The sequence below is a fragment of the Methyloversatilis sp. MC4-4 genome (assembly GCF_049843555.1).
In the GTDB taxonomy this organism is placed as follows: domain Bacteria; phylum Pseudomonadota; class Gammaproteobacteria; order Burkholderiales; family Rhodocyclaceae; genus Methyloversatilis; species Methyloversatilis discipulorum_B.
Genome location: NZ_JBBHZK010000002.1, coordinates 240,442 through 263,724, shown reverse-complemented (window position 1 = coordinate 263,724; position 23,283 = coordinate 240,442). Strand labels below are relative to the sequence as shown.

General features: G+C 69.9%; 16 protein-coding genes. 11 read left to right on the top strand and 5 right to left on the bottom strand.

Features of this window, described 5'->3' with window-relative positions; translation table 11 throughout:
* Nucleotides 1-94 precede the first annotated feature (94 nt).
* The gene (locus WDZ97_RS08050) at nt 95-1,276 is read left to right on the top strand and encodes a glycosyltransferase family 4 protein (protein WP_304003044.1); all 1,182 of its coding nucleotides are present in this window, start codon (nt 95-97) and stop codon (nt 1,274-1,276) included.
* The gene (locus WDZ97_RS08045) at nt 1,257-1,799 is read left to right on the top strand and encodes a phosphatase PAP2 family protein (RefSeq protein WP_425762403.1); all 543 of its coding nucleotides are present in this window, start codon (nt 1,257-1,259) and stop codon (nt 1,797-1,799) included. Before WDZ97_RS08050 ends, WDZ97_RS08045 begins: the two co-directional genes overlap by 20 nt.
* On the opposite strand, the gene WDZ97_RS08040 is transcribed toward WDZ97_RS08045, so the two are convergent.
* The 4 genes from WDZ97_RS08040 to WDZ97_RS08025 are packed head-to-tail and all read right to left on the bottom strand — an operon-like array spanning nt 1,800 to nt 5,865.
* Nucleotides 1,800-2,654: a DUF2334 domain-containing protein gene (locus tag WDZ97_RS08040; protein WP_425762402.1), complete on the bottom strand. Its 855-nt coding sequence runs from the start codon at nt 2,652-2,654 to the stop codon at nt 1,800-1,802.
* The gene (locus WDZ97_RS08035) at nt 2,647-3,789 is read right to left on the bottom strand and encodes a glycosyltransferase (protein WP_304003041.1); all 1,143 of its coding nucleotides are present in this window, start codon (nt 3,787-3,789) and stop codon (nt 2,647-2,649) included. The genes WDZ97_RS08040 and WDZ97_RS08035 overlap by 8 nt, the downstream gene beginning before the upstream one ends.
* A gap of 17 nt (nt 3,790-3,806) precedes the next feature.
* Entirely contained in the window at nt 3,807-4,385 is a 579-nt protein-coding gene (locus WDZ97_RS08030; protein WP_304003040.1) for a hypothetical protein, read from the bottom strand.
* A 40-nt stretch (nt 4,386-4,425) separates the two neighbouring features.
* On the bottom strand, nt 4,426-5,865 hold the full coding sequence (locus tag WDZ97_RS08025; RefSeq protein ID WP_425762401.1) for an RNA polymerase factor sigma-54: 1,440 nt from the start codon (nt 5,863-5,865) through the stop codon (nt 4,426-4,428).
* A 450-nt stretch (nt 5,866-6,315) separates the two neighbouring features.
* Here WDZ97_RS08025 and WDZ97_RS08020 point away from each other — a divergent pair, with 450 nt between their 5' ends.
* The 8 genes from WDZ97_RS08020 to WDZ97_RS07985 are packed head-to-tail and all read left to right on the top strand — an operon-like array spanning nt 6,316 to nt 20,697.
* On the top strand, nt 6,316-6,987 hold the full coding sequence (locus WDZ97_RS08020) for a DUF4142 domain-containing protein (RefSeq protein WP_425762400.1): 672 nt from the start codon (nt 6,316-6,318) through the stop codon (nt 6,985-6,987).
* Entirely contained in the window at nt 6,988-8,115 is a 1,128-nt protein-coding gene (locus WDZ97_RS08015) for a mechanosensitive ion channel family protein (RefSeq protein ID WP_304003037.1), read from the top strand.
* Nucleotides 8,112-9,200, top strand: coding sequence for a zinc-binding metallopeptidase family protein (locus tag WDZ97_RS08010; RefSeq protein ID WP_425762399.1), 1,089 nt, complete (start codon nt 8,112-8,114; stop codon nt 9,198-9,200). The genes WDZ97_RS08015 and WDZ97_RS08010 overlap by 4 nt, the downstream gene beginning before the upstream one ends.
* Nucleotides 9,197-11,395, top strand: a complete 2,199-nt coding sequence (gene glgX / locus WDZ97_RS08005; protein WP_425762398.1) for a glycogen debranching protein GlgX — start codon at nt 9,197-9,199, stop codon at nt 11,393-11,395. The genes WDZ97_RS08010 and glgX overlap by 4 nt, the downstream gene beginning before the upstream one ends.
* Nucleotides 11,392-12,525: a DNA topoisomerase IB gene (locus WDZ97_RS08000; RefSeq protein WP_425762397.1), complete on the top strand. Its 1,134-nt coding sequence runs from the start codon at nt 11,392-11,394 to the stop codon at nt 12,523-12,525. Before glgX ends, WDZ97_RS08000 begins: the two co-directional genes overlap by 4 nt.
* Complete coding sequence (locus WDZ97_RS07995) at nt 12,522-13,736, top strand: glucose-1-phosphate adenylyltransferase (protein WP_341421828.1); 1,215 nt, start codon at nt 12,522-12,524, stop codon at nt 13,734-13,736. The genes WDZ97_RS08000 and WDZ97_RS07995 overlap by 4 nt, the downstream gene beginning before the upstream one ends.
* 35 nt (nt 13,737-13,771) lie before the next feature.
* The gene (treZ, locus tag WDZ97_RS07990) at nt 13,772-15,610 is read left to right on the top strand and encodes a malto-oligosyltrehalose trehalohydrolase (RefSeq protein ID WP_425762396.1); all 1,839 of its coding nucleotides are present in this window, start codon (nt 13,772-13,774) and stop codon (nt 15,608-15,610) included.
* Complete coding sequence (locus WDZ97_RS07985; protein WP_425762395.1) at nt 15,607-20,697, top strand: malto-oligosyltrehalose synthase; 5,091 nt, start codon at nt 15,607-15,609, stop codon at nt 20,695-20,697. The genes treZ and WDZ97_RS07985 overlap by 4 nt, the downstream gene beginning before the upstream one ends.
* Before the next feature lie 29 nt (nt 20,698-20,726).
* Here WDZ97_RS07985 and WDZ97_RS07980 read toward each other — a convergent pair whose 3' ends face one another.
* Nucleotides 20,727-21,704, bottom strand: a complete 978-nt coding sequence (locus WDZ97_RS07980; RefSeq protein WP_425762394.1) for a glucokinase — start codon at nt 21,702-21,704, stop codon at nt 20,727-20,729.
* Nucleotides 21,705-21,772: 68 nt separating this feature from the next.
* Between WDZ97_RS07980 and glgA the strand changes: the two genes are divergently transcribed.
* Nucleotides 21,773-23,239 (top strand): glycogen synthase GlgA, encoded by a 1,467-nt coding sequence (gene glgA / locus WDZ97_RS07975; RefSeq protein WP_425762393.1) that lies wholly within the window; start codon nt 21,773-21,775, stop codon nt 23,237-23,239.
* Nucleotides 23,240-23,283 lie beyond the last annotated feature (44 nt).

Below are 23,283 nucleotides of genomic sequence, written 5' to 3'. Positions count from 1 at the left end.
GCAATCGACATGCCGGGGCGGCCTGAGGGGGCTGCGCCCCGGGAACGCCGATTGCACGCGCTGAACGTTCGCCTAACCTGTGCGGGGCTCCGCGATGAAGAAGAACCTGGAGATCGTGATCGTCACCGATACCTATCCGCCGGAGGTCAATGGCGTCGCGCTGTCGATCACCCGCGTCGTGCGGCATCTGCGCAGTGCACGCCACCGGGTTCGCCTGGTCCGCCCGCGGCAGCAGGACGAAGCCGCCAACGAGGGCGACCTGCTGGTGCGCGGCCTGCCGCTGCCGCGCTATCCCGGGCTGCGCTTCGGACTGCCGGCCTGGCGCCGGCTGTTGCGGGCGTGGCGGGAGGACAGGCCGGACGTCGTGCACATCGTGACCGAAGGGCCGCTCGGCTGGTCGGCCCTGCTGGCCGCCCGCCAGCTCGGCGTGCCGGTCACCAGCGATTACCGCACGCATTTCGACACCTACAGCAACCATTACGGCCTGGGCATGCTGTCGGCTCCGGTGCGGGCGGCGCTGCGCGCCTTCCACAATCGCACCGATCTGACCTTCGTGCCGACCGCCGCGCTTGAAATGCAGATGAAGCGGCAGGGCTACCGCCGCCTGGTCCGCGTGGGGCGGGGCGTCGATACCCGGCTGTTCAACCCGCAGATGCGCAGCCTGGAGCTGCGCACCGGCTGGGGGGCGAAGCCGCACGATCCGGTCTTTCTGTACGTCGGCCGGCTGGCCCCGGAAAAGAATCTCGAACTGGTGCGCGCCGCCTTCGACGCCATCCGTGCTGAGCAGCCGGACGCACGCCTCGTGTGGGTCGGCGACGGGCCGGCGCGGCGGCGCCTGGACGACGGTCGGCCCGGTGAAATTTTTACCGGTGTGCTGCACGGAAGTGAACTCGCGGCGCACTACGCGTCGGCCGACATCTTCCTATTCCCCAGCGTCAGCGAAACCTTCGGCAACGTGCTGCTGGAGGCGATGGCCAGCGGTCTGGCCATCGTCGCTTTCGATCTGGCCGCCGCGCGCGAGCACATGACGGACGGCGTGGACGCCTGTCTCCTCGTGCCCGCCTGCGAGGGCGACGAACTGCGCGCCGCCGCGGCCTTCATCCACGCCGCCCGCCGGCTGGCCCGGCAACCGGATCGCCGCCGTCATCTCGGCCGCGCTGCGCGCGAAACGGCGGAGGGCCTGACCTGGCCGGTGGTGCTCAACCGTTTCGAGGCGCACTTGCATGCCTGCGCCGCGCAACCGAAAGCCGCGCTCGGTGTCGCGGCCGCCCATTGAGCGGCCGCACCCGGTCGCGGCCTTCGATGCCAGCTGCGTGCAACGGCTCAACCGGCTGCTCGACCACCGACCCTGCCTGATCGCCGCGCGGGCGATCAGCCGGCTCGGCGATGGCGAGGCCTGGCTGCTGCTGATCGCACTGCTCGCAGTGATGCCGGGCGGCGCCGGAATGCGCTGCGCGCTGCACCTGCTTGCCGTCGGTGCGGCGGGTCTGCTGATCTACGGCCTGCTCAAGCGGCGCACGGCGCGTCGCCGGCCCTGCGTGTCGCTGCACGGTCTGCATCTGTGCATGCCGCCGCTCGACGAGTTCAGTTTCCCGTCCGGGCATACGCTGCACGCCACGTCATTCGCGCTGGTCGCGCTGCACCACCTGCCGGCGCTCGGGCTCGGGCTGCTCGCATTCGCTGTGCTGACAGCACTGGTGCGCGTCATGCTCGGGCTGCATTACCCGAGCGACGTCGTGGCGGGTGCGGTGATCGGCGCCGCAGTGGCTGTCGTGTCGCGGTGGCTGCTGCCCGGCTGATCAACGCCGTCGGGTTGCCGTCCTGCCTTCTGCTGTCCGCAGCGCGGGTGCCGAGCGCGGGCGCGCCGCCTGCAGCGGTCCGAGCAGCTGTTCGAGCGTGCGGGCGTAATCCTGCAGCGTCATCGCGAGCCGGCTGCGAATCAGCGTCTCGAGCAGACGCTGTGCCTGACCGAGCACGGCCGGATACTGCGCGTCTGCCGGATGCAGCGCGAGCTGTACCGGGTCGGCCGCCGGCAGCCGGCGCTGGCCCTGCCAGACCAGCGACGCAGTCCGGCGCAGTGCACTGCGCGTGCTGTAGGTGATCACCGGCATGCGGATGGCAAGGTCGGGCTGCAACAGGTGGAAGTGCGTCGCGGTGGTCGTATAGCGGAAAGGCGTCACGCGGAGCGCACGCCAGGCGCCGGGTCCGAGCAGCCAGGCCGGCGCGACGAATCCTTCCACCGGCCAGTTGCGCTGCTCGAACCACTGCCGGCCCGCCATCAGGCGGGCGTGCGCGGGCGCCGCGCTCAGCGTGGCGAACTCGCCTTCGTCGGCGGTGAGCACCCGCCGGCGCCACCAGTCCAGCGGATTGCGCGGCGGCGGACCTTCGTCGAGATGCACGTGGCCGTGCAGCACCAGTTCGTGCCCGCCCGCGCGGCAGGACTCGATGGCGTCGCGATAGGCAGGCGGCGTGTCGTCGCCCTGGCCGTGGTAGTCGGGCACCAGCAGCAGGCTCACGTGCAGCGGAGCGACCTCGGCGACGGCCTCGAGCAGTCGCTCGCATTGCGGCCAGGTCGACGGCGCGACGTCGTGGATGGAGACGCAAAGTACCGGCGGCGACAGGTCGGGCAGCATGATGGCTGATCGGCTAGGCATGGTGATCGGCTCCGCGGCAGGCGGTGTAGTAGGTGCGGCCGAGCGTAGGCAGCACGTAGCACCAGTCGTGGCGCTCGGCGCGCAGGCGCGCCGCCTTGCCCAGCGCCACGCGATCGCGCGCGAGCACCGCCCGCACGCCCTCGGCCATCGCTGCGGCGAAGCGCTCGGTTCCGCGCTGCGGACTGCCGGCATCGGTGCGTGCGCCCACCGCGTCGTCGACCAGTTCCGCCTGTCCGCCGGTGCCGGCGACCACCGCCGGCACGCCGCAGGCCATCGCCTCCAGCGTCGCCAGACCGAAGGTCTCCTGGTCGCCGGCGTGGACGAAAACGTCGCAGGCCGCAACCAGCGCGGCGAGCTTGCGCGGGTCCGACTGAAAGGGCAGCGCGCGCACCGCCCGATGGTGTGGCGGCATGCCGTCGCCGATCAGCAGCAGCACGTGACCGTCGCCGAGCAGATCGAGCATGCGGTAGAGCACCGGCAGGTTCTTTTCCGGACCGAAGCGGCCGAAATAGACGAGCAGGCGGTCATCCTCGGCCAGGCCCAGCGCACGGCGCAGGCCCTGGTGAGCGCGGCAGGGGTGGAAGGCGCGGCTGTCCACACCCAGCGGCTGGTGCTGCACATGCTGCACGCCCATGCCGCCGAGCCGCTCGGTCATGCAGCGGCTCGGTGCGAGCACCAGATCGAAGCGCGCGTACAGCCGGCGCACATAGGCTTCGGCAGCACGTTCGACCCCGGCGCCGGCCAGCCGCCCGAGCATGCGCGGCAGGTCGGAATGACAGAAGCCGATCACCGGTACCCCCAGCGCCTGCCCGGCGTCGACGGCCGCCCACGCGAAGTGGTAAGGGTCGGCGGCCTCGATCAGGTGCGGTCGCAACGCTTTCAGTGCACCGAAGGCGGCGCGCGTATTCAGCGGCACGCGGTAGCCGCGCGAGAACGGCAGCGGCAGGCTGGGCACCTCGATCAGCCCGTCCGCCTGCCGCGCCGCCGGCCCTTGCGCGTAGCGCGGCAGCACGAGCGTGTGGCGGAACTGCTGCTGCGTCCGCAGCCAGCGCCGCTTCTCGCCCAGATAGCGACGCACGCCGCCGCTGTGACTGGCGTACAGCATGGTGAGGTCACAGACGTGCAGCGGAGTCATTCCGGCGCACGCGCTGCTCACGTCTGGCCCGGCTGCACGTGCTCGATCGGCTCCCGCGGGTCGAAGTCCACCCACTCGCCGTCGGCCCAGCGGCCTTCGGTGCGGTGCACCTCGCGTGCGCCCCCTTCGTGCAGCAGCGCGATCGCTTCGTCCGCCGCGCCAGGCCGGTCCACATTGAGCGCAATCATCGGTCCGCCCTGCGGTTCGGCCGGATGTTCAACCGAGGCTTCTTCCGGGTCCGGCGCCTGCATGCCGCGCAGCGCGCCGACCAGTGCGCCGAGGTAGGCACCGACGCCGGCGCCTGCCAGCGCGCCGACCGGGCCGCCTACGCTGCCGATGGCAAAACCGGTGGCGCTGCCTGCCGCGACGCCGGCGCCGCCGCCGACCAGGGCGCCGACGGCGGCGGTGCGGCCGGCACCGGAAGCGCCCTCGTCGCTGACGGCGTCGCCGCCCAGCCAGTAGAGCCCGCGCTGACCGGGCGGGTTCAGGAAGTAGGTGGCGTAGTCGTCGGCGCCGAAGCCGCGCGCCGGCAGCGTATCGACGACGGCCTGCAGCTGTTCCACCGAGTTGAAGTGTGCAGCGATGATCTGTGTCATGGGTGTCTCTCCTGTGGCTGAGGTTGGACGGCGGCGCCGCTCAGGCGGCCCGCGGATGCTCGGCCGCGTGGGCGGCGCGCCGCAGTTCCACGCTCGGAATGCGCATCAGTGCGCGGTACTTGGTCACCGTACGCCGTGCAAGCTGCAGGCCCTGGCCGGACAGCAGATGGGCGAGGCGGGCGTCCGACAGCGGCGCGGCCGGGTCTTCGGCGGCGATCAGTTCCCTGATCAGCGCGCGGATGGCGGTCGGCGAATAGGCACCGCCGTCGTCCGCCGACAGCTGGCGCGAGAAGAAATGCTTGAACTCGAACAGGCCCTGCGGCGTCGCCATGTACTTGCCATTGGTGACGCGGCAGACGGTGGACTCGTGCAGACCCAGTTCCACCGCGATGTCCTTCAGCGCCAGCGGCTTCATCGCCGCGTCGCCGTAGCTGAAGAACACCCGCTGATGCTCGACGATGGCCGAAGCGACCCGCTGTATCGTCGAGAAGCGCTGTTCGACGTTGCGCATCAGCCAGCGCGCTTCCTGCAGCAGGCGCGAGAACGAGCGCTCGCCCGGCTCGCGTCCGCCGGCCAGTTCGGCGTAGGCGCGGTTGATGCGCAGTCGCGGCTGTACCGCCGGGTTCAGCGTCGCCTGCCAGCGACCGCGACGGCAGGTGACGATGACGTCCGGCACGATGTAGCGGGTTTCGTCCGGACCGAAGCTGCGGCCGGGCCGCGGATCCAGCGTGCGGATGAGCATGCGGGCGCCGTGCAGCCGGCTTTCGTTCCAGTCCAGCTGCTGCTGGATGCGCGTGAATTCGCGCGCCGCCAGCAGATCGAAGTGGTCGCGCACGAGCAGCAGCGCGTCGGCGCGCCCCTGGGCTTCCTCGGATAGCGCGTTCAGTTGCAGCAGCAGGCATTCGCGCAGTGATCGTGCGCCGATGCCCACCGGTTCGAGCTGCTGCACCAGGCGCAGTGCGGCCAGCAGTTCCTGCGGCGCGACCTCGTGCTCGGGCGCGATCAGCGCCGCCAGTTCGTCCAGCGGCGTTTCGAGATACCCGGCATCGGTCAGCTCGTCGATGATCAGATCGGCGAGCGCGCGGTCGCGATCGCTCATCGACGACAGCTGCAGCTGCGCCCGCAGATGATCGCGCAGCCCGGTCGGCGCTTCCGCCCATTCCGTCCAGTCGGTTTCGTCGTCGTCGCGCGAACCGGCCGTGGTGCTGCCGTACGCGGCGTCGAACTGGACCGCCGGTTCCTCGGCGTCGTCGCGCCGGTCGGCGGCAGGCGCGTTCTCCGGCCCGTCGTCCGGCGTGGCGGAGGCGTTCGGTACGGCGCCGGTCACGGTCGGTGCTGCGGTGTCCTCTTCGAGAAAGGGGTTGCTGCCAAGAGCCTGTTCGACTTCCTGCGTGAATTCCAGCGATGACAGCTGCAGCAGGCGAAGCGCCTGCTGCAGCTGCGGCGTGATGGCGATGTGCTGCCGGAGTCTGAGTTCCATGCCGAGGCTCATTCGGTGTCCTTTCGGTTTCGGGTGTCGTTGTGCTCGGTGGCGGGCCGTTGGATCAGGACACCTACCTGCAAGAGATATGCCATCGACAGAATTACGGCCGCATGGGCGATGCGCGTCGGACGGCGTGGGCGAGGCCGGAAGTATTTACATCCGGACAGTAAGAATTGCGTGCGTTTTGCATGCCGGGCGAGGCCGATGTGGCGTCCCGACGCCTTCGCAGCGCACCCCGCGGGCGGCGGCCGCGATGCGCGCTTACGCGCTGCAGAAAGGTCCGTACCACGGTGGCGATCGCTGTTCCGGCATCGGTTTGGGGGCTCCCGGGCAAGGCGGGCACGGAAACTGCAGATAGGGGGGCCGGCAGCCGTCACGCGCTACGCCGCCGCATCCATTCCCGTGGTCGGCCCGAGCCGCGCCGCCACCGTTCCGAAGGAGGTACCGATGAACACCCCTGCATCCACAACGAATGTCCGCACGACGACATTGATTGCCGCGATCGCACTCGCCGGCGTACTGACTGCGTGCGAACGCACGCCCGAGCCGCCGGCGTCGGCGCCGGCCGACACATCGCGCGCTGAGAGCAACGCTCCGCCGACCGGCCTCGGCCCGGGCAGCGACGCGTCGCCGCCGCCGTCGAGTGCGGCGCAGACCGCTGCGCCAAGTCCGGAGGACAACAGCTTCGTCACGGCGGCGGCGGCTGGCGGGCGTGCCGAGGCGGAAGCCGGACGGCTGATGGCGGGGCGGGCCGCCGATCCGCAGGTGCGCGCCTTCGCCGAGATGCTGGACAAGGAACACACGGCGGCCAATACCGAGCTCGAACGCATCGCCGGTGCCCATGGCATCCCGCTGCCGCAGGGCATGGCGCCGGCCTCGCGCGAGCACATCGAGGAACTGAAGACGCTGACCGGCGCCGAGGCCGACGCCGCCTTCCTGCGCCATTTCGGCACTGCCGCGCACGAGGACACGATCGCCCTGTTCGAACGCCAGGCGAAGTCGGGACAGGTTCCCGAACTGCGCAGCTTCGCCGCCGACACGGCGCCCAAGCTGCGCGAGCACCTGCGCCTGGCACGCCAGCTCGAAGAGCGGCTGGCGACCGATGGAGGTACCCGCTGAGTGGACGTCGCAAGCGACTTCCTGCTGGGTCACCCGTGGCTCGGCCTGCTTGTTCAGTGCGGGCTGGCGGTGCTGATCGGCCTCGCGCTGCATGCGGTGATCGACCGCATCGCGCGCCGGCTGGCCGCGCGCTATGACATCGCCGAACGCATTGTCGTGCGTACGCGCGGTCCGGCGCAGCTGCTGCTGCCGCTGCTGTTCGTCCACCTGTCGCTGGCCGACGCGACCATTCCGGTCGGGCTGCTGACCGGCCTGCGTCATCTGCTGTCGATCGCCATCGTGCTGGTGGTCACCCTGTTCGCGGTGCGCTTCATCAGTGCGATTGCCGACGTGATTGAAAGCCGGCATCCGGTGACCGACGCCGACAATCTTCACGCACGCAGTGTGCAGACCCAGGTGCGGGTGCTCGCCCGCACGGCAATGTTCATCGTCGGCCTGCTCGGCGTCGGCTCGGTGCTGATGACCTTTCCGAACGTGCGGCAGATCGGCGCAAGCCTGCTGGCGTCGGCCGGTCTGGCCGGCATCATCGCCGGCCTGGCCGCTCGGCCGGTGCTCGGCAACCTGATTGCCGGGCTGCAGATCGCGCTCACCCAGCCCATCCGTGTCGATGACGTCGTGATCGTCGAGAACGAGTGGGGACGCATCGAGGAAATCACCGCCACCTATGTCGTGGTGCGCATCTGGGACCAGCGGCGCCTGGTGGTGCCGCTCGAACATTTCATCCTGAACCCCTTCCAGAACTGGACGCGCACCACCTCCGATCTGCTCGGCGCGGTCTATCTGTGGGTCGATTACCGCGTACCGGTCGAACCGCTGCGCGAACGGCTGCGCGAGATCCTCGATGCCTCGACCGAATGGGATCGGCGGGTCTGCGCGCTGCAGGTGACGGACATGACCGATCGCGCGATGCAGCTGCGCTGCCTCATGAGCACGCAGAACGCCGGCGCAGCGTGGGATCTGCGCTGCAAGGTGCGCGAGCAGATGGTGGCCTATCTGCAGAAGGTGTCGCCCGAATGGCTGCCGCAGATCCGCACGCGCCTGCTCGACGGCGCGCGCAACGACGACGATGCGTCGGCCGGTCCGTCGCGGCCGCGCATGGACGCTTACTCGGAGGCACCGGCGCCATGAGGACCTTTCTGTGCGGCCGATGCAGCAGTCCGGTGTTCTTCGAGAACACCGCCTGCGTGCGCTGCGGCGTGATGCTGGGCTTCGTGCCCGGAGAGCTGGACATGGCCGCCTTCGAGGCGGGTCCCGACGGACGCTGGGTGCGCCAGGGCGGCGGGGCGGGGGAGGGCAGCCGCTGGAAGCCCTGCCGCAACTACAGTGAGCGCCAGCGCTGCAACTGGATGATTCCGGCCGACGAAGACGCCGATTTCTGCCTCAGCTGCCGGCACAGCGAAGCCACCGAGGCGACCGCCGACCCGGCCTGCGACGAACTGGTGCGTCGGCTGGAGGCGGCCAAGCGTCGGCTGTTCCACTCGCTGCTGCGTCTGGGGCTGCCGGTGCTCGATCAGCCGGGGCGGCGCGAGCCGCTGTTCCGCTTCCTGTCGCGCAAGCACATCGGCGGCGCGGTGACCACCGGCTATGCCGACGGCGTCATCACGGTGGACGTGATGGAAGCCAACGACGCCTGCCGTGAAGCGCGCCGGATCGGGCTGGGCGAGCCCTACCGCACGCTGCTCGGTCATTTCCGCCACGAGATCGGGCACTACTACTGGGACCGCATCCTGTCGGGCGGACCGCGCCTGAACGACTTCCGCGCGCTGTTCGGCGACGAGCGCCGCGACTATGCCGAGGCGCTGCGCGATCACTACGACGAAGGACCGGCGCCGGACTGGAGCGAGCGCTACATCAGCGCCTACGCGTCGGTGCACCCGTGGGAGGACTGGGCCGAATCGTTCGCCCATTACCTGCACGTGTCGGACGCGCTCGACACCGCTGCGCACTGGGGTTTCTCGCTGCGACCGGGCGTGGTAACCGGCGGCGGCAGCGTGGAGGCGGCCGCGTGCAGCGACGAGCAGCCCTTCCGCGACGTGCTGGTCGAGCACTGGCTGCCGCTGTCGCAGTTCCTGAACAGCATGGGGCGCAGCCTCGGACACGGCGACGCCTACCCCTTCATCGCGGCGTCGCCGGTGCTCGACAAGCTGTGTTTCGTGCACGACTTCGTCTGCGCGGCGGTGCAGCAGCCGGACGCGGTGCGGAGGTGCGCATGAGCCGCGCCGACCTTGTCCGCTTTCCGCTGCTCGAGGCCGGGCAGCCCTATCCGCTGGGTGCGACGGTGACCGAAGAGGGCATCAACTTCGCGGTTTTCTCGGCGCACGCGACGCGCGTCGACCTGTGCATCTTCGACGAGGCGGGCCGCATCGAGGTGGCCCGGCGCGAACTGCCCGAATTCACCGACGAGGTGTGGCACGGCTTCCTGCCCGGCGCGAAGGCGGGCCTCGTCTATGGCTACCGCGTCCATGGACCGTGGCAGCCCGAGGAGGGCCACCGCTTCAATCCGCACAAGCTCCTGCTCGATCCGTATGCGCGCGAGTGGGTCGGCCAGCTGCGCTGGTCGCCGGTGCTGTTCGCCGGCGACGCGGCGCCGAGCGGCGCGCTGCTCGGCGTGGACAAGCGCGACAGCGCGTCCTACATGCCGAAGGCGCGCGTGGTGGCCGACCTGCCGCCGCTGTCGCAGCCGCGACCCGCCGTTCCGTGGGACCGCAGCGTCATCTACGAATGCCACGTGCGCGGCTTGACGCGCCAGCATCCGCAGGTGCCCGGCCGCCTGCGCGGCACCTTCGCCGGGCTGGCGCACGACGCGGTGATCGCGCATCTGGTGTCGCTCGGCGTGACGGCGGTCGAACTGCTGCCGGTGCATGCCTTCGTCGACGACGCGCAGCTAACCGACCGCGGCCTGCGCAATTACTGGGGCTACAACACGCTCGGCTTCTTCGCGCTGGAACAGCGCTACCTCGGTGCCGGCGGCATCGGCGAGTTCCGCGCGATGGCGGAGCGGCTGCACGAGGCGGGCATCGAACTGATTCTCGACGTCGTCTACAACCATACGGCCGAGGGCAACGAAATGGGCCCGACACTGAGTTTCAAGGGGCTGGACAACGCCTGCTGGTATCGCCTGAATCCGGAGAACCGGCGCCACTACATCAACGATACCGGTACCGGCAACACGCTCAATCTGAGCCATCCGCGCGTGCTGCAGATGGTGATGGACAGCCTGCGCTACTGGGTCGTGCAGATGGGCGTCGACGGCTTCCGCTTCGATCTGGCGACCATACTCGGGCGCGAGGCCACCGGTTTCGACCAGGGCTGCGGCTTCTTCGACGCGATGGCGCAGGACCCGGTACTGCAGCACGTCAAACTGATCGCGGAACCGTGGGACTGCGGCCCCGGCGGCTACCAGCCCGGCAACTTCCCGCCGCGCTGGGCGGAGTGGAACGACGCCTTCCGCGACACCGTCCGCTCCTTCTGGCGCGGCGACGAAATGCAGGCGGCTGCGCTGGCCACCCGGCTGACCGGCTCGGCGGATCGCTTCGACCAGCGCGGGCGTCGTCCATGGGCCAGCGTCAACTTCATCACCGCGCACGACGGCTTCACGCTGCACGACCTGGTGTCGTACAACCACAAGCGCAACGATGCCAACGGCGAAGACAACCGCGACGGCCACGACGACAACCGCTCGTGGAACTGCGGCGCCGAAGGACCGACCGACGACAGCCGCGTGCTGACGCTGCGCGAGCGGCAGAAGCGCAACATGCTGGCCACGCTGCTGCTGTCGCAGGGCACGCCGATGCTGCTCGCCGGCGACGAGTTCGGGCGCAGCCAGCAGGGCAACAACAATGCCTACTGTCAGGACAATGAACTGAGCTGGCTCAACTGGACCGGGCTGGACGACCCGGCCGGCGAGCAGCTCAGCGCCTTCGTGTGCCGCCTGCTGAAGCTGCGCGCCGCGCTGCCGGCGCTGCGCATGGCGCGCTTTGCCACTGGCGGCGATCCGGAAAGCACCTTCCGCGACGTCGTCTGGCTGCGCTCCGATGGCGAGGAAATGCAGGCCGGTGACTGGAACGACGCGCAGATGCGCTGCTTCGGCATGCGCGTCGACGGTCGCGCGCTGCGTCTGCACGAACCCGACCCGGCGGCCGAAACGCTGATCGAACTGGTGGTCAATGCCTCGCCCGAGGACGTCGGCTGGACGCTGGACGACGGCGACAGCGAATACCCGTGGCGGCGCCTCATCGACACGTCGAGCGGATACGTCGCCGCGGTCGAGGGCAACAACGGTCGCGTGCTCATCGCCGGGCGTTCGCTGCAGCTGTTCGCGACCGGCCTGACGGCGGGCGGCGAGGAAATGCTGGCGGCGCTGCAACGTGCGCTCGACGGGGTCGATGCGTCGGAGGCGGTGTCATGAACGTCGTCATCCGCACCGCAACGCTGCAGAACCGCTACCTGCGCCGGCTGCGCAGGGGCGACGGCTTCGTCTACGTGACGACGGCCGGGCGCCCTTACCGCGACCGCGAAGGCCTGGCGCGCATCGCCGCGCTGGCGATCCCGCCCGCCTATACCGACGTCTATGTCAGTCCGGACCCGGAGGCGGAACTGCAGGCTTTCGGACGTGACGCGCGCGGACGGCTGCAGTACCGCTATCACCCCGACTTCGTCCATCGCAACGCGCTGCGCAAGTGGCGCCGCCTGTCGCGTTTCGCCGACGCCCTGCCGCAGATGCTGGCGACGGCGGGCGCCGACCTTAGGCGCAGCGGTCTGCCGCGGCGCAAGGTGCTGGCGCTGATGACGCGGCTGCTGCACGCGGTGTACTTCAGGGTCGGTGACGAGAGCTATACGCGGGCGCACCGCAGCTACGGCCTGACCACGCTGTGCAAGCGCCACGTCGCCATCGAGGGCACGCAGGCGGTGTTCCGCTACCGCGGCAAGCACGGCGTGATGCAGGAACAGGTGGTACGCGACCGCGGCGCCGTGGCCGTGCTCGGCCGTCTGCTCGAACTGCCGGGCAAGACGCTGTTCCAGTACGAGGAAGGCGGCCTGCGCCGGCCGGTGCGGGCGGCGGAACTGAACGCCTACATCCACGAAACGATAGGGTCCTTCTCCAGCAAGGATTTCCGCACCTGGGGCGGCACGCTCAAGGCCGCCGAATTCCTGACGCGGCAGGGGCCGCTGGACGACGCCCAGGCGGCGCCGCGCGTGCTGCTGCGCTGTGTGCGTTCGGTCGCCGCCAGCCTGGGCAACACGGCGCCGGTCACCCGGGCGAGCTACATCTGCCCAGTCATCTTCGATCTCTATCTGTCCGGCATCGTGCTCGAGGACTACGCGTCCGACGAGCCTGAGGACGGACTGTCGCGCAGCGAGGCAGCGCTGCGCCGGATGCTTGCCAGCGCGCCGGCCCGCCGTGCGGTGCGCTCGTCGCCGCCCGGCGCCCGGCGCGTGAAGTCTGACGAGGCACGCCATCTGGCGCGTGTTCCGTCGAAAAGTGCGCAATCCGATCGCCCGGTCGCGGATGCGAACTCACGTGGAGGTGAATCATGATTTCCGGGAAATCCATTCTTGCATTCGTGATGGCGGGCGGCGAAGGTGGCCGTCTCCATCCGCTGACGGCCGAGCGCTCCAAGCCCTCGGTCCCCTTCAACGGACGGCACCGCATTGTCGATTTCGTGCTGTCCAACCTGGTCAATTCCGGCATCAACTCGATCTACCTGCTGGTGCAGTACAAGTCGCAGTCGCTGATCGAGCACATCCGGCGAACCTGGGTCATGAGTCCGCTGTTCCCGAACCAGTTCATCACCGTCGTGCCACCGCAGATGCTGCACGGACCGGAGTGGTTCCAGGGAACGGCCGATTCGGTCTACCAGAACCTGCACCTGCTCGATCGCGTGCGGCCCGATCTGGTGCTGGTGTTCGGGGCCGACCACATCTACCGGATGGACATCCGCCAGATGGCCCGTCATCACCTCGAAACCGGCGCCGACGCGACCGTGGCGGCCTTGCCGGTACCGGTCGAGAACTCGGCCTCCTTCGGCATCATCCGCACCGATTCCACCGGCCGCATCCGCGACTTCCAGGAAAAGCCGGCGACGGCCGAGTCGATGCCGGGACGCAAGGGCTATGCCTTCGCGTCAATGGGCAACTACATCTTCAATACCGAGGCGCTGGTCGAGGCGCTGACGCGCGCCCACTCCAAGGGGGGGCACGACTTCGGCAAGAACCTGCTGCCGGCGATGGCAGAAACGCACCGGCTGATGGCCTACGACTTCTCGACCAATGTGGTGCCCGGGCTCCGCGACTGCGAGGAGGTCGGCTACTGGCGCGACGTCGGCACCATCGACGCCTACTACGACGCGCACTTCGACACGCTGGGCGAGGACCCGCGCTTCTGCATGTTCAATTCGCGCTGGCCCATCTTTGCCGCGCCCGATCAGACCGAGGCGGCGCAGGTGATCGACGGCCACCTGCGCACGGCGTCGATCGCCGCCGGTGTGCTGATACGGCGTGCCGTCATCCAGCGCTCGATGCTGCGCCGGGACGTCGTGGTGGAGGAGGACGCCGAGGTGTCCGACTCCATCGTGATGGACCGTACCGTGATCGGACGCGGCGCGAAGATCCGGCGCGCCATCATCGACCAGAACAACTTCGTGCCGCCCGGCATGCGCATCGGCTTCGACGAGGCGGAGGACCGCGCCCGCTTCCACGTCAGCGAACGCGGCATCGTCGTCGTCGGGAAAGGACAGCTGACGCCATGACGGAACTGCGCAGCGCCGGGCCCGGAGTCCGCAGCGTGGAAACGCTTTCGTTCGTCCACCACATGCCCTTCGGCCCGTGTCCGGCGAATGGCATCGACGACAGCCAGGGTTACCTGTTCAGGCTGTACGCGCCGGCGGCTGCCCAGGTCGAGGTGCTGCTCGCCACCGCTGACGGACACGAAGACGCACATCCGTGCCGGCGTACCGACGACGGCTGGTGGATGCGCACCGTGCCATACGCCCGCACCGGTGATCGCTACCGCTACCGGGTGGACGGCACCGAGGTGCCGGACCCGGCGTCGCGGGCCAATCCGGATGACGTCGGCGGACCCTGCCAGCTGGTGGACCCGGCGCGCTTCGAGTGGCGGCCTGCCGAAGCGCAGTGGCAGGGGCGACCGTGGTGCGAAGCGGTGATCTACGAACTTCACGTAGGCACGTTTACGCCGGAAGGCACATACGCCGCCGCCGAGGCGCGTCTCGAAGAACTGGCGGCGCTCGGCATCACGGCAGTCGAACTGATGCCACTGGCCGAATTTCCGGGCGCACGCGGCTGGGGCTACGACGGCGTGCTGCCGTTCGCGCCCGAGTCGTCCTACGGCACGCCGGACGATCTGAAGCGCTTCGTGCAGAGCGCGCACCGGCTCGGGCTGATGGTGCTGCTCGATGTCGTCTACAACCATTTCGGCCCCGAAGGCAATTACCTGCATCTGTACGCGCCGTCCTTCTTCACCGCGCAGCACCAGACACCGTGGGGTGCCGCCATCGACTACGAGGGCGAGGCCCAGGTGCGCGAGTTCTTCATCCACAACGCGCTCTACTGGCTGCAGGAGTTCCGCTTCGACGGCCTGCGACTGGACGCCGTGCATGCCATCATCGACGGGTCGAGCACGCATTTCCTCGAAGAGCTGTCGCGACGGGTGCGCCGTGAACTTGCCGACCGGCGCATCCACCTCGTACTCGAAAATCCGCTCAACGGCGCCCAGCGGCTTGCCGGAGAAGCCGACCCGGGGCGCTACGAAGCGCAGTGGAACGACGATTTCCACCACGCGGCCCACGTCATCCTGACCGGCGAGACCGACGGCTACTACGGCGACTTCGCCAGCACGCCGGTGCACCACCTCGCGCGCTGCCTGCTGCAGGGCTTCGCCTACCAGGGCGAACATTCCGCCTTCCACGGGGGGCCACGCGGCGAGCCCAGCTGCACGCTGCCGCCGACCGCCTTCGTCTGCTTCCTGCAGAACCACGACCAGATTGGCAACCGCGCGCTGGGCGAGCGGCTGGCCGCCATGGTGCCGACGCACCGGCTGCGCGTGCTGGTCGCCGTGCTGCTGCTGTCGCCGTCGCCGCCGCTCATCTTCATGGGCGAGGAGAGCGGCGCCACCAGCCCCTTCATGTATTTCTGCGACTTTGAAGGCGAGCTCGCGCGCAAGGTGAAGGAGGGCCGGCGCAACGAGTTTGCCGCCTTCGCCTGGCCCGACGGGCCGCGCACCGTTCCCGATCCCTGCGATCCGGAAACCTTCGTCATCAGCAGGCTGGACTGGCGCCAGCGGGAAGAGGCGGTCGGCCGGCAGTGGCTCGCCTTCTATCAGGCACTGCTGACGCTGCGCCGCGAACGGGTGGTGCCCTGCGTTCCGCTGCTGCAGACCGGACGCTGCAGCAGCATGCTTTTCGGCGACACCGCGTTCGAGATCCGCTGGTCGGGTGAAGGCGTTTCGCTCGTCATGCAGGCCAATCTGGGCGATGCGCCGGAGGCGGTACCCGACGTACCGGGGGCGCAGCCCTTCGCCGCCGTCGGCGGCGGTGGCGATGGCGAATCCGGTCTGCCGCCCTGGTCGATGCGGATGTTCGTGCTGCATAACGGGGCGACGCAATGAGCGGAGCTTTCGCTGCGCTGTGCAGCCGGCTCGGCATCGCGCCGGATTTCGAGGACGCCTGGGGACGCCGCTTCGAGGTGCCGGAGGAGAGCCGCCTGGCGCTGGCGGCAGCACTCGGACATCCGCTGGCCGGCGGTGACCCCGATCGCGCTGCCGTCGCCGCCCTGGCTGCGCTGGACGATGCCGACGCCGCCCGCGTGCTGCCGCCGGTCATCGTGCTGTCGCTGGGCGAAGGGCCGCTTACGCTGACGCTGCAATCGGAAGAGGCGGTGCGCGCCGGCGTGCTGCATTGGCGGCTGGTGCTCGAACAGGGCGGCGAACGGCGCGGGCGCACCGCGCTCGGGCGTACCGAGGACGGCCGCACCGCCACCGTGGCGCTGGACTCCTCCTTGCCCGCCGGCTGGCACCGGCTGTCCCTCTATCTGCCGGGCGCGACGCCGCGCCTGCTGGTCGAAAGCACGCTGGCGCTGTGTCCGGCCGCCTGCATGCGTCTGCCGCGCGAAGGCGAGGGCGCGCGGCTGTGGGGGCCGGCGGTGCAGGTGTATGGGCTGCGTTCGCCGCACAGCTGGGGCATGGGCGACTTCGGCGATCTGCGCCGGCTGATCGACCTCGCCGCCGACGCTGGCGCCCACTTCGTTGGCGTCAATCCGCTGCACGCGCTGTTCCCGCACGACCCCGAGCGGGCGAGCCCGTACAGCCCGTCGAACCGCGAATGGCTCAATGTGCTGTACATCGACATCGAGGCGACGCGCGACTTCGGCGAGTGCGGCGCGGCGCAGGCGCGCGTCGCCGATCCGGCGTTCGCGGCACGGCTCGACGCGCTGCGCGCGACCGAGCTGATCGACTACCGCGGCGTGGCGGCCGCCAAGCTCGAGGTGCTCGAACTGCTGTACACGCACTTCCGGCGCGAACATCTGGACCGTGGCACGCAGCGCGCCGGCCTGTTTCGCGACTTCCAGCGTGAAGGCGGACGCAGCCTGCGCCTGCATGCGCTGTTCGACGCGCTGCAGGCGCACTTTCACGCCGTCGATTCCGCGGTCTGGGGGTGGACGCTGTGGCCCGAGCCCTACCGCGATGTCGACGGCGAAGCGGTGCGCGCCTTCATGCTCGAGAACGAGGAGCGCATCGAGTACTTCGAGTACCTGCAATGGCAGGCCGAGGCACAGCTCGCGACGGTGGCGCGCCGGGCGCGTGCGCGCGGCATGCGCATGGGGCTGTATCGCGACCTCGCGGTGGGCGTCAATGAAGGCGGTTCGGAAACGTGGATACGGCCACATCTGCACGCGGCCGGCGCACACGCCGGCGCGCCGCCGGACGAACTGAATCCGGCCGGCCAGGACTGGGGGTTCCCGCCGCTCATTCCGCAGCGGCTGCAGCAGGACCCCTCGTCCTTCCGTACCGTGCTGGCGGCCAATATGCGGCACGCCGGCGCACTGCGCATCGACCACGTGATGAGCCTGATGCGGCTGTTCTGGCTGCCTTCGGGCGGCACGGCACGCATCGGCGCCTACGTCGGCTATCCGATGGACGAGCTGTTCAGGCTGCTGTGCCTGGAAAGCGTGCGCAACGAGTGCATCGTCATCGGAGAGGATCTGGGCATCGTACCGCCGCAGGTGCGGGCAGCGATGGATCGCTACGGGCTGCTGTCTTACCGGCCGCTGTACTTCGAAAGCCGCGACGGCGTGTTCCAGCCGGCGCGCAGCTGGCCGGCCGACGCATTGGCGGTGGTCGGCACGCACGACCTGCCGACGCTGAGCGGCTACTGGAGCGCGCTCGACCTGCAGCAACGCGATGCGCTCGGCCTGTATTCGGACCCGGCGCTGCGCGAACGCCAGGCGGCGCAGCGCGAAAGCGACCGCGGCGCATTGCTCGACGTACTTGAGGCGGAAGGCCTGCGCCTGCCGGCGGACGCGGCATCGGCGACGCATGCGGCCGACCCGGCGCTGATGCTCGCCATCTACCGCTACCTCGCACGCACGCCGGCGGCCATGGTGGCAGTGCAGCTGGAGGACGTGCTGGGGCAGGCCGAGTCGGTGAACCTGCCTGGCACCAGTGAGGAGCGCTGGCCGAACTGGCGGCGCAAGCTGGGCTGCGATCTGGCCGACATCGGCGCCGACGAGCGCTGGTTCGCGCTGGCCGCGGTGATGAATGCCGAACGGCCGGCGTCGGCGCTGCCGCTGTCCGGCGGCCCGCCCGACTTCCAGCCGCGCGAGGCCGATGTGCCGCGGGCGACCTACCGTCTGCAGTTCCACGGCGGCTTCGGCTTCGCGCAGGCGGAAGCGGCCTTGCCCTATCTGTCCGACCTCGGCATCAGCCACGTCTATGCCTCGCCCTATCTGAAGGCGCGGCCCGGCAGCAGTCATGGCTACGACATCGTCGACCACGGCAGCCTCAACCCCGAAATCGGCGACGAACAGGACTTCGACCGCTACTGCGCGCGGCTGGCCGAGTACGGCCTGGGTCAGCTGGTCGACGTCGTGCCCAATCACGTCGGCGTGCTCGGCGGCAGCAACGACTGGTGGCTGGATGTGCTGGAGAACGGCGCCGCGTCGCCATTCGCCCGCCATTTCGACATCGACTGGAATCCGCCCCTGCCGGAACTGCAGGGCAAGGTGCTGCTGCCGGTGCTCGGCGACCAGTACGGCCGGATACTGGAGGCCGGCGAACTGCAGCTCGCGTTCGATGAGGCGAGCGGCGCCTTCTGCGTGCGTTACCACGAGCACGCCTTCCCGGTCGATCCGTCCGACTACCCGGCAATACTCGAGGCCGGCGTCGACGACGATGGCGACGACTGCGGCGTCGAGCTGGAAACGCTGATCGTCGCGCTGGCCCATCTTCCGGCGCGCGACGTCGAGTCGAGTGGGCTGCGTGACGAACGCCTGCGCAACGCAGCGCTGTTCAAGCGCCATCTTGCGGCGCTGCACGCACGACTGCCGGCGGTCCGTGCGCGGGTTGAGAGCGGCGTCGCGGCGTTCAACGGCACCCCGGGCGAGCCGTCCAGCTTCGACCGGCTGGACGCGCTGCTGTCGCGCCAGGCCTACCGGCTGGCGTCATGGCGGGTGGCCGCCGACGACATCAACTACCGGCGCTTCTTCGACGTCAATGACCTGGCCGCGCTGCGCATGGAGGAGCCGGCCGTGTTCGACGCGACGCACGCGCAGATCTTCCGCTGGGTGGCGCAGGGCAGGGTGACCGGCATGCGCATCGATCATCCCGACGGGCTGTCCGATCCGGCCGGCTACTTCGTCCGGCTGCAGAAGCAGTACGCCGAAGCGCGCCGCCGCGCCGAGCCGGGCGCGACCGAGCCGACGCTCTACCTCGTGGTCGAGAAGATACTGGCCGAATTCGAACCGCTGCCGGCCGACTGGCCGGTGCACGGCGGCACCGGTTACCGCTTCGCCTGCCTGTCGCACAGCCTGATGGTGGACGCCGCGCAGGAGGCGCGCTTCACCCGCGTCTATCGCGCGTTCACCGGCGAGGTACGCGACTTCAGCACGATGCTGCGCGACGCCAAGCATCTGATCATGACCCACTCGCTGTCGGGCGAACTGGGGCGTCTTGCCGCGCAGCTGCACGCGATCGCGCAGTGCGACCGGCGCACGCGCGACTTCACGCGCAGCCGGCTGCGCAGTGCGCTGAGCGAAATCATCGCCGCCTTTCCGGCCTATCGCAGCTATATCGGTCCGGCCGGTCATTCGCAGCACGATCGCCGCCTGGTCGAGCGCGCCGTGGCCGAGGCGGCGGCGCTCGGACTGGCCGGCGACGCCAGCGTGCTGCGCTTCGTGCGCGACGTGCTGCTCGGTGCGCCGACCGAACCCGACCCGTCGCTGCGCGCGCTCAAGCTCACCTTCGCCTGCCGCTTCCAGCAGTTCACCGCGCCGGTGATGGCCAAGGCGATGGAGGACACCGCCTTCTACCGCTATAACCGGCTGGTGTCGCTGAACGACGTCGGCGGCGACCCGCGCACCTTCGGCATCGGCATCGACGACTTCCACGGCGCCAACGAGCGCATCGCCTGCACGCATCCGTTCGGCCTGCTCGCCTCGTCGACGCACGACAGCAAGCGCTCGGAGGACGTGCGGGCGCGCATCGACGTGCTGTCCGAAATGCCCGGCCCGTGGCGTTTCGCGCTGCGGCGCTGGCGCGGCATCAACCAGCGGCGCAAGACCCGCCTGGGCGACGGACTGGCGCCGTCGGCCGACGACGAATACCTGCTCTACCAGACCCTGGTCGGCGTGTGGCCCTTCGACGCCCCCGGCGACGACGCGCCGCCGCTGCGCGAGCGCGTCGAGGCCTACATGATCAAGGCGGCGCGCGAAGCGAAGAGACATACCAGCTGGATGAATCCGGACCCCGCCTACGAAACCGCGCTGGCCGACTTCGTGCGCCGTCTGCTGGCGGGCGACGCGGCGCGCAACGCCTTCCTCGCCGATTTCCTGCCGCTGCAGCGCACGGTGGCATTGTTCGGCGGCTACAACAGCCTGTCGCTGCTGCTGCTCAAGCTGACCGCGCCCGGCGTGCCCGACACCTACCAGGGCTGCGACACTTGGTGCTTCACGCTGGTCGATCCTGACAACCGGCGGCCGGTGGACTTCGACCGCCGCAGCCGCATGCTGGCGGACCTCAGGGCGCGCTGGCCGGACGGCGCCGACGCCGAGGGCCTGCGCGAAATGGTGGCCAAGATGGCTGACGGCCGGATCAAGCTCTATCTGCTGTGGCGCGCGCTGCAGATCCGGCGCCGCTTCGAGCGCACGCTGCGCGAGGGGCGCTACATGCCGCTGGAGGTCGAAGGCCCGGTGGCTCATCACGTGATCGCGTACGCGCGCGTGCTCGGGCAGCGGGTGATCATCACGATAGCGTCGCGGCTGCTGTTCGGCCTCACCGGCGGCGACCCGCAGCGCGTCTGCGAACGCGAGCTGTGGGCGAACACCCGGGTGGTACTACCCGCCGGCAGTCCGCAGCGCTGGCAGGACGCCTTCGGCGGTACCGTCGTCGGCACCGACGGCCGGGCGGGGCGTATCGACGTCGGCCCGCTGTTCGCCGCCTTGCCGCTTGCGTTGCTGGTGCCGCAGGGCCTGGAAGAATGACCGCGGCGACGCCGCAGGCGGGCGCCGCCCTATCGCGGCGGCAGCAGCGCTTCGACCGAACGGGCGGCGCCGAGCAGCGGCAGCCGGCAGTCGGTCACCACCCACAGCGGCAGCTCGGCCATCAGGCCGCTGTGCCGCCCCTTGTCGTGGAAGGCCGCGAGAAAGCGTGCCGCCTGGGCCGGCAACAGCTGGGGGGCGATACCGCCAGTCAGGAAGACGCCGCCGGCGGCCAGCACGGTCAGTGCATGATCGCCAGCGACTGCGCCGTAGCAGTCGACGAATACATCGAGCGCCCGCATCGCATGCGGGTCGCCAGCCGCGGCGCGACGCCACACCGCTTCGCCGTTGTCGTCCGCGCGCACGGCGGTACCGCGCCGGTCGCACAGCCAGTCGTGGATGCGGACCAGACCGGGGCCGGACACGACGTGCTCGGCGATCACCCGTCCGCCCTGGTGGTGCAGGTACGCCCACAGCTCGGCCTGTTCCTCGTTGGAAGGGGTGAAGCCGACGTGGCCGCCTTCGCCGGGGACGATCACGCAGTTCGCGCCGGCCGGCACGCGCAGCGCAACGCCCAGTCCGGAGCCGGCGCCGATCACCAGCTGCGGCGCACCCGGCCTGACCGCGCCGGTCTGCAGCGACAGCAGTCCGTCGCTGCCCAGCTCACCGATGCCGTGCGCGCTCGCCTCGAAGTCGTTGAGCAGCCGCACCGGTGCGCCGCCGAGCACGATGCGCAGCGCCGCCTCGTCGACCGACCACTCGAGATTGGTCATGTCCACACGCCCGTCGATCACCGGTCCGGCGACGCCGAAACCCGCGGCCTCGAGCTCGACCGCGTGGCGCAGCGTCTGCGCGGTCGCCGCGAAGAAGTGATCGAGCATGGTCGGAAGGTCAGGCCACTCGGCGTTGGTATAGCGCTGCGTGCGCACGAAGCTGAGCCGCGCTCCGTCGATCCGCTCGACCAGTCCGAGCAGGCTCTTGGTGGCGCCGATATCGCCGCACAGGATCATTGCAGTCTCCTTTTTTCGATTTTCAGGGCGGCTCGCGCTGCGCCCGCCTGTACCCGGAGGTCCTCGTCATGAAAGCCGGAAAGCCGTTGCGCGTACTGTTCGCCACGTCGGAGTGCGCGCCGTGGGTCAAGGTGGGCGGACTGGGCGAAATCAGCGCCGCACTGCCACCCGCATTGCGCGCGCTCGGCCTGGACGTACGCGTGCTGCTGCCGTGCTATCCGTCGGTCCGTGCCTGCGCGCGCGGGGCGCGCAGCATCGCCACCCTCGACGCCGAGTTCGGCCTGCCGGCGGCGCGGCTGCTGCGGGCTACGCTGCCGGGCGAGGTGCCGGCGCTGCTGCTCGATTGCCCGGCGCTCTATATGCGCGACGGCGGACCTTACGTCGACGCCAACGGTGCGGACTACGCCGACAACGCACTGCGTTTCGGCCTGCTGTCGCGCGTCGCGGCGCGCCTGGCTTCGGCCGGCAGCCCGCTGCGCTGGCGTGCCGACGTGCTTCACTGCAACGACTGGCCGACCGGACTGGCGCCGCTTTACCTGAGCGGCCTGCCGGATCCGGCGGGCAGCGTGTTCTCCATCCACAATCTCGCGTTCCAGGGGCTGTTCCCGCTGTCCGAAGCAGGGTCGCTGGGCATACCGGCAGGCGCCTTGCACAGCGATGGCGTCGAGTTCTGGGGGCGGCTGTCCTTCATGAAGGCGGCCTTGCGTTACGCCGACCGGCTGTGTGCGGTCAGTCCGAGCTACGCGCGCGAAATCCTCGACGCCGAGCACGGATGCGGGCTGGAGGGCGTGCTGCGCGAGCGGAGCGCCGATCTCGTCGGCATCCTGAACGGCATCGACAGCGCGCTGTGGGACCCGGCCTCCGATGCGCACCTGGCGAGGCGTTACGACGCGCGCTCGCTGGCCGGCAAGCGCGTCAACAAGCGGGCGCTGCAGGCGGAAATGGGCTTGCAGCAGAACGACGACGTGCTGTTGTGCGGCATGGTGACGCGGCTGACCGACCAGAAAGGCGTCGACCTGGTGCTCGATGCGCTGCCCGCGCTGCTCGAACGGCCGCTGCAGCTCGCCCTGCTGGGCACCGGCGATGCGGCGCTCGAACGGGCGGTGGCCGACGCGGCCGCGGCTGCGCCGGGCCGCGTCGCAGCACGCATCGGTTTCGACGAGGGGCTGGCGCACCGCATCGAGGCGGGCGCCGACGTCTTCCTGATGCCGTCCCGTTTCGAACCCTGCGGCCTGAATCAGATGTACAGCCAGCGCTACGGCACGCCGCCCATCGTGCGCGCGACCGGCGGACTGCGCGACAGCGTGACCGATTTCAACGAGGCGGCGGTGCGCGACGGCGAGGCGACCGGTTTCGTGTTCGACGAGGCCAGCGCCGACGCGCTGCGCGGCGCGATCGAACGCGCGCTGGCTGTCTATGGCCGCCCGGCGGTGTGGCGAGCGCTGTGCCGCAACGGCATGGCGCGCGCCTTCGGCTGGGATCGCCCGGCACTGGCCTACCGGACGCTGTACGCCTCGGTGCGCGCTCGCCGCTGAGCGCGCGGGCGCAGTCTGGCGGATACATGGGGCGGACATCGGGT

What these genes read in the sequence shown, in the direction of transcription:
- WDZ97_RS08050 (WP_304003044.1), top strand. Translation starts at nt 95, where the DNA reads ATGAAGAAGAACCTGGAGATCGTGATCGTCACCGATACCTATCCGCCG.
- WDZ97_RS08040 (WP_425762402.1), bottom strand. Translation starts at nt 2,654, where the DNA reads ATGCCTAGCCGATCAGCCATCATGCTGCCCGACCTGTCGCCGCCGGTA.
- WDZ97_RS08035 (WP_304003041.1), bottom strand. Translation starts at nt 3,789, where the DNA reads ATGACTCCGCTGCACGTCTGTGACCTCACCATGCTGTACGCCAGTCAC.
- WDZ97_RS08030 (WP_304003040.1), bottom strand. Translation starts at nt 4,385, where the DNA reads ATGACACAGATCATCGCTGCACACTTCAACTCGGTGGAACAGCTGCAG.
- WDZ97_RS08025 (WP_425762401.1), bottom strand. Translation starts at nt 5,865, where the DNA reads ATGGAACTCAGACTCCGGCAGCACATCGCCATCACGCCGCAGCTGCAG.
- WDZ97_RS08020 (WP_425762400.1), top strand. Translation starts at nt 6,316, where the DNA reads ATGAACACCCCTGCATCCACAACGAATGTCCGCACGACGACATTGATT.
- WDZ97_RS08010 (WP_425762399.1), top strand. Translation starts at nt 8,112, where the DNA reads ATGAGGACCTTTCTGTGCGGCCGATGCAGCAGTCCGGTGTTCTTCGAG.
- glgX (WP_425762398.1), top strand. Translation starts at nt 9,197, where the DNA reads ATGAGCCGCGCCGACCTTGTCCGCTTTCCGCTGCTCGAGGCCGGGCAG.
- WDZ97_RS08000 (WP_425762397.1), top strand. Translation starts at nt 11,392, where the DNA reads ATGAACGTCGTCATCCGCACCGCAACGCTGCAGAACCGCTACCTGCGC.
- WDZ97_RS07995 (WP_341421828.1), top strand. Translation starts at nt 12,522, where the DNA reads ATGATTTCCGGGAAATCCATTCTTGCATTCGTGATGGCGGGCGGCGAA.
- WDZ97_RS07985 (WP_425762395.1), top strand. Translation starts at nt 15,607, where the DNA reads ATGAGCGGAGCTTTCGCTGCGCTGTGCAGCCGGCTCGGCATCGCGCCG.
- WDZ97_RS07980 (WP_425762394.1), bottom strand. Translation starts at nt 21,704, where the DNA reads ATGATCCTGTGCGGCGATATCGGCGCCACCAAGAGCCTGCTCGGACTG.
- glgA (WP_425762393.1), top strand. Translation starts at nt 21,773, where the DNA reads ATGAAAGCCGGAAAGCCGTTGCGCGTACTGTTCGCCACGTCGGAGTGC.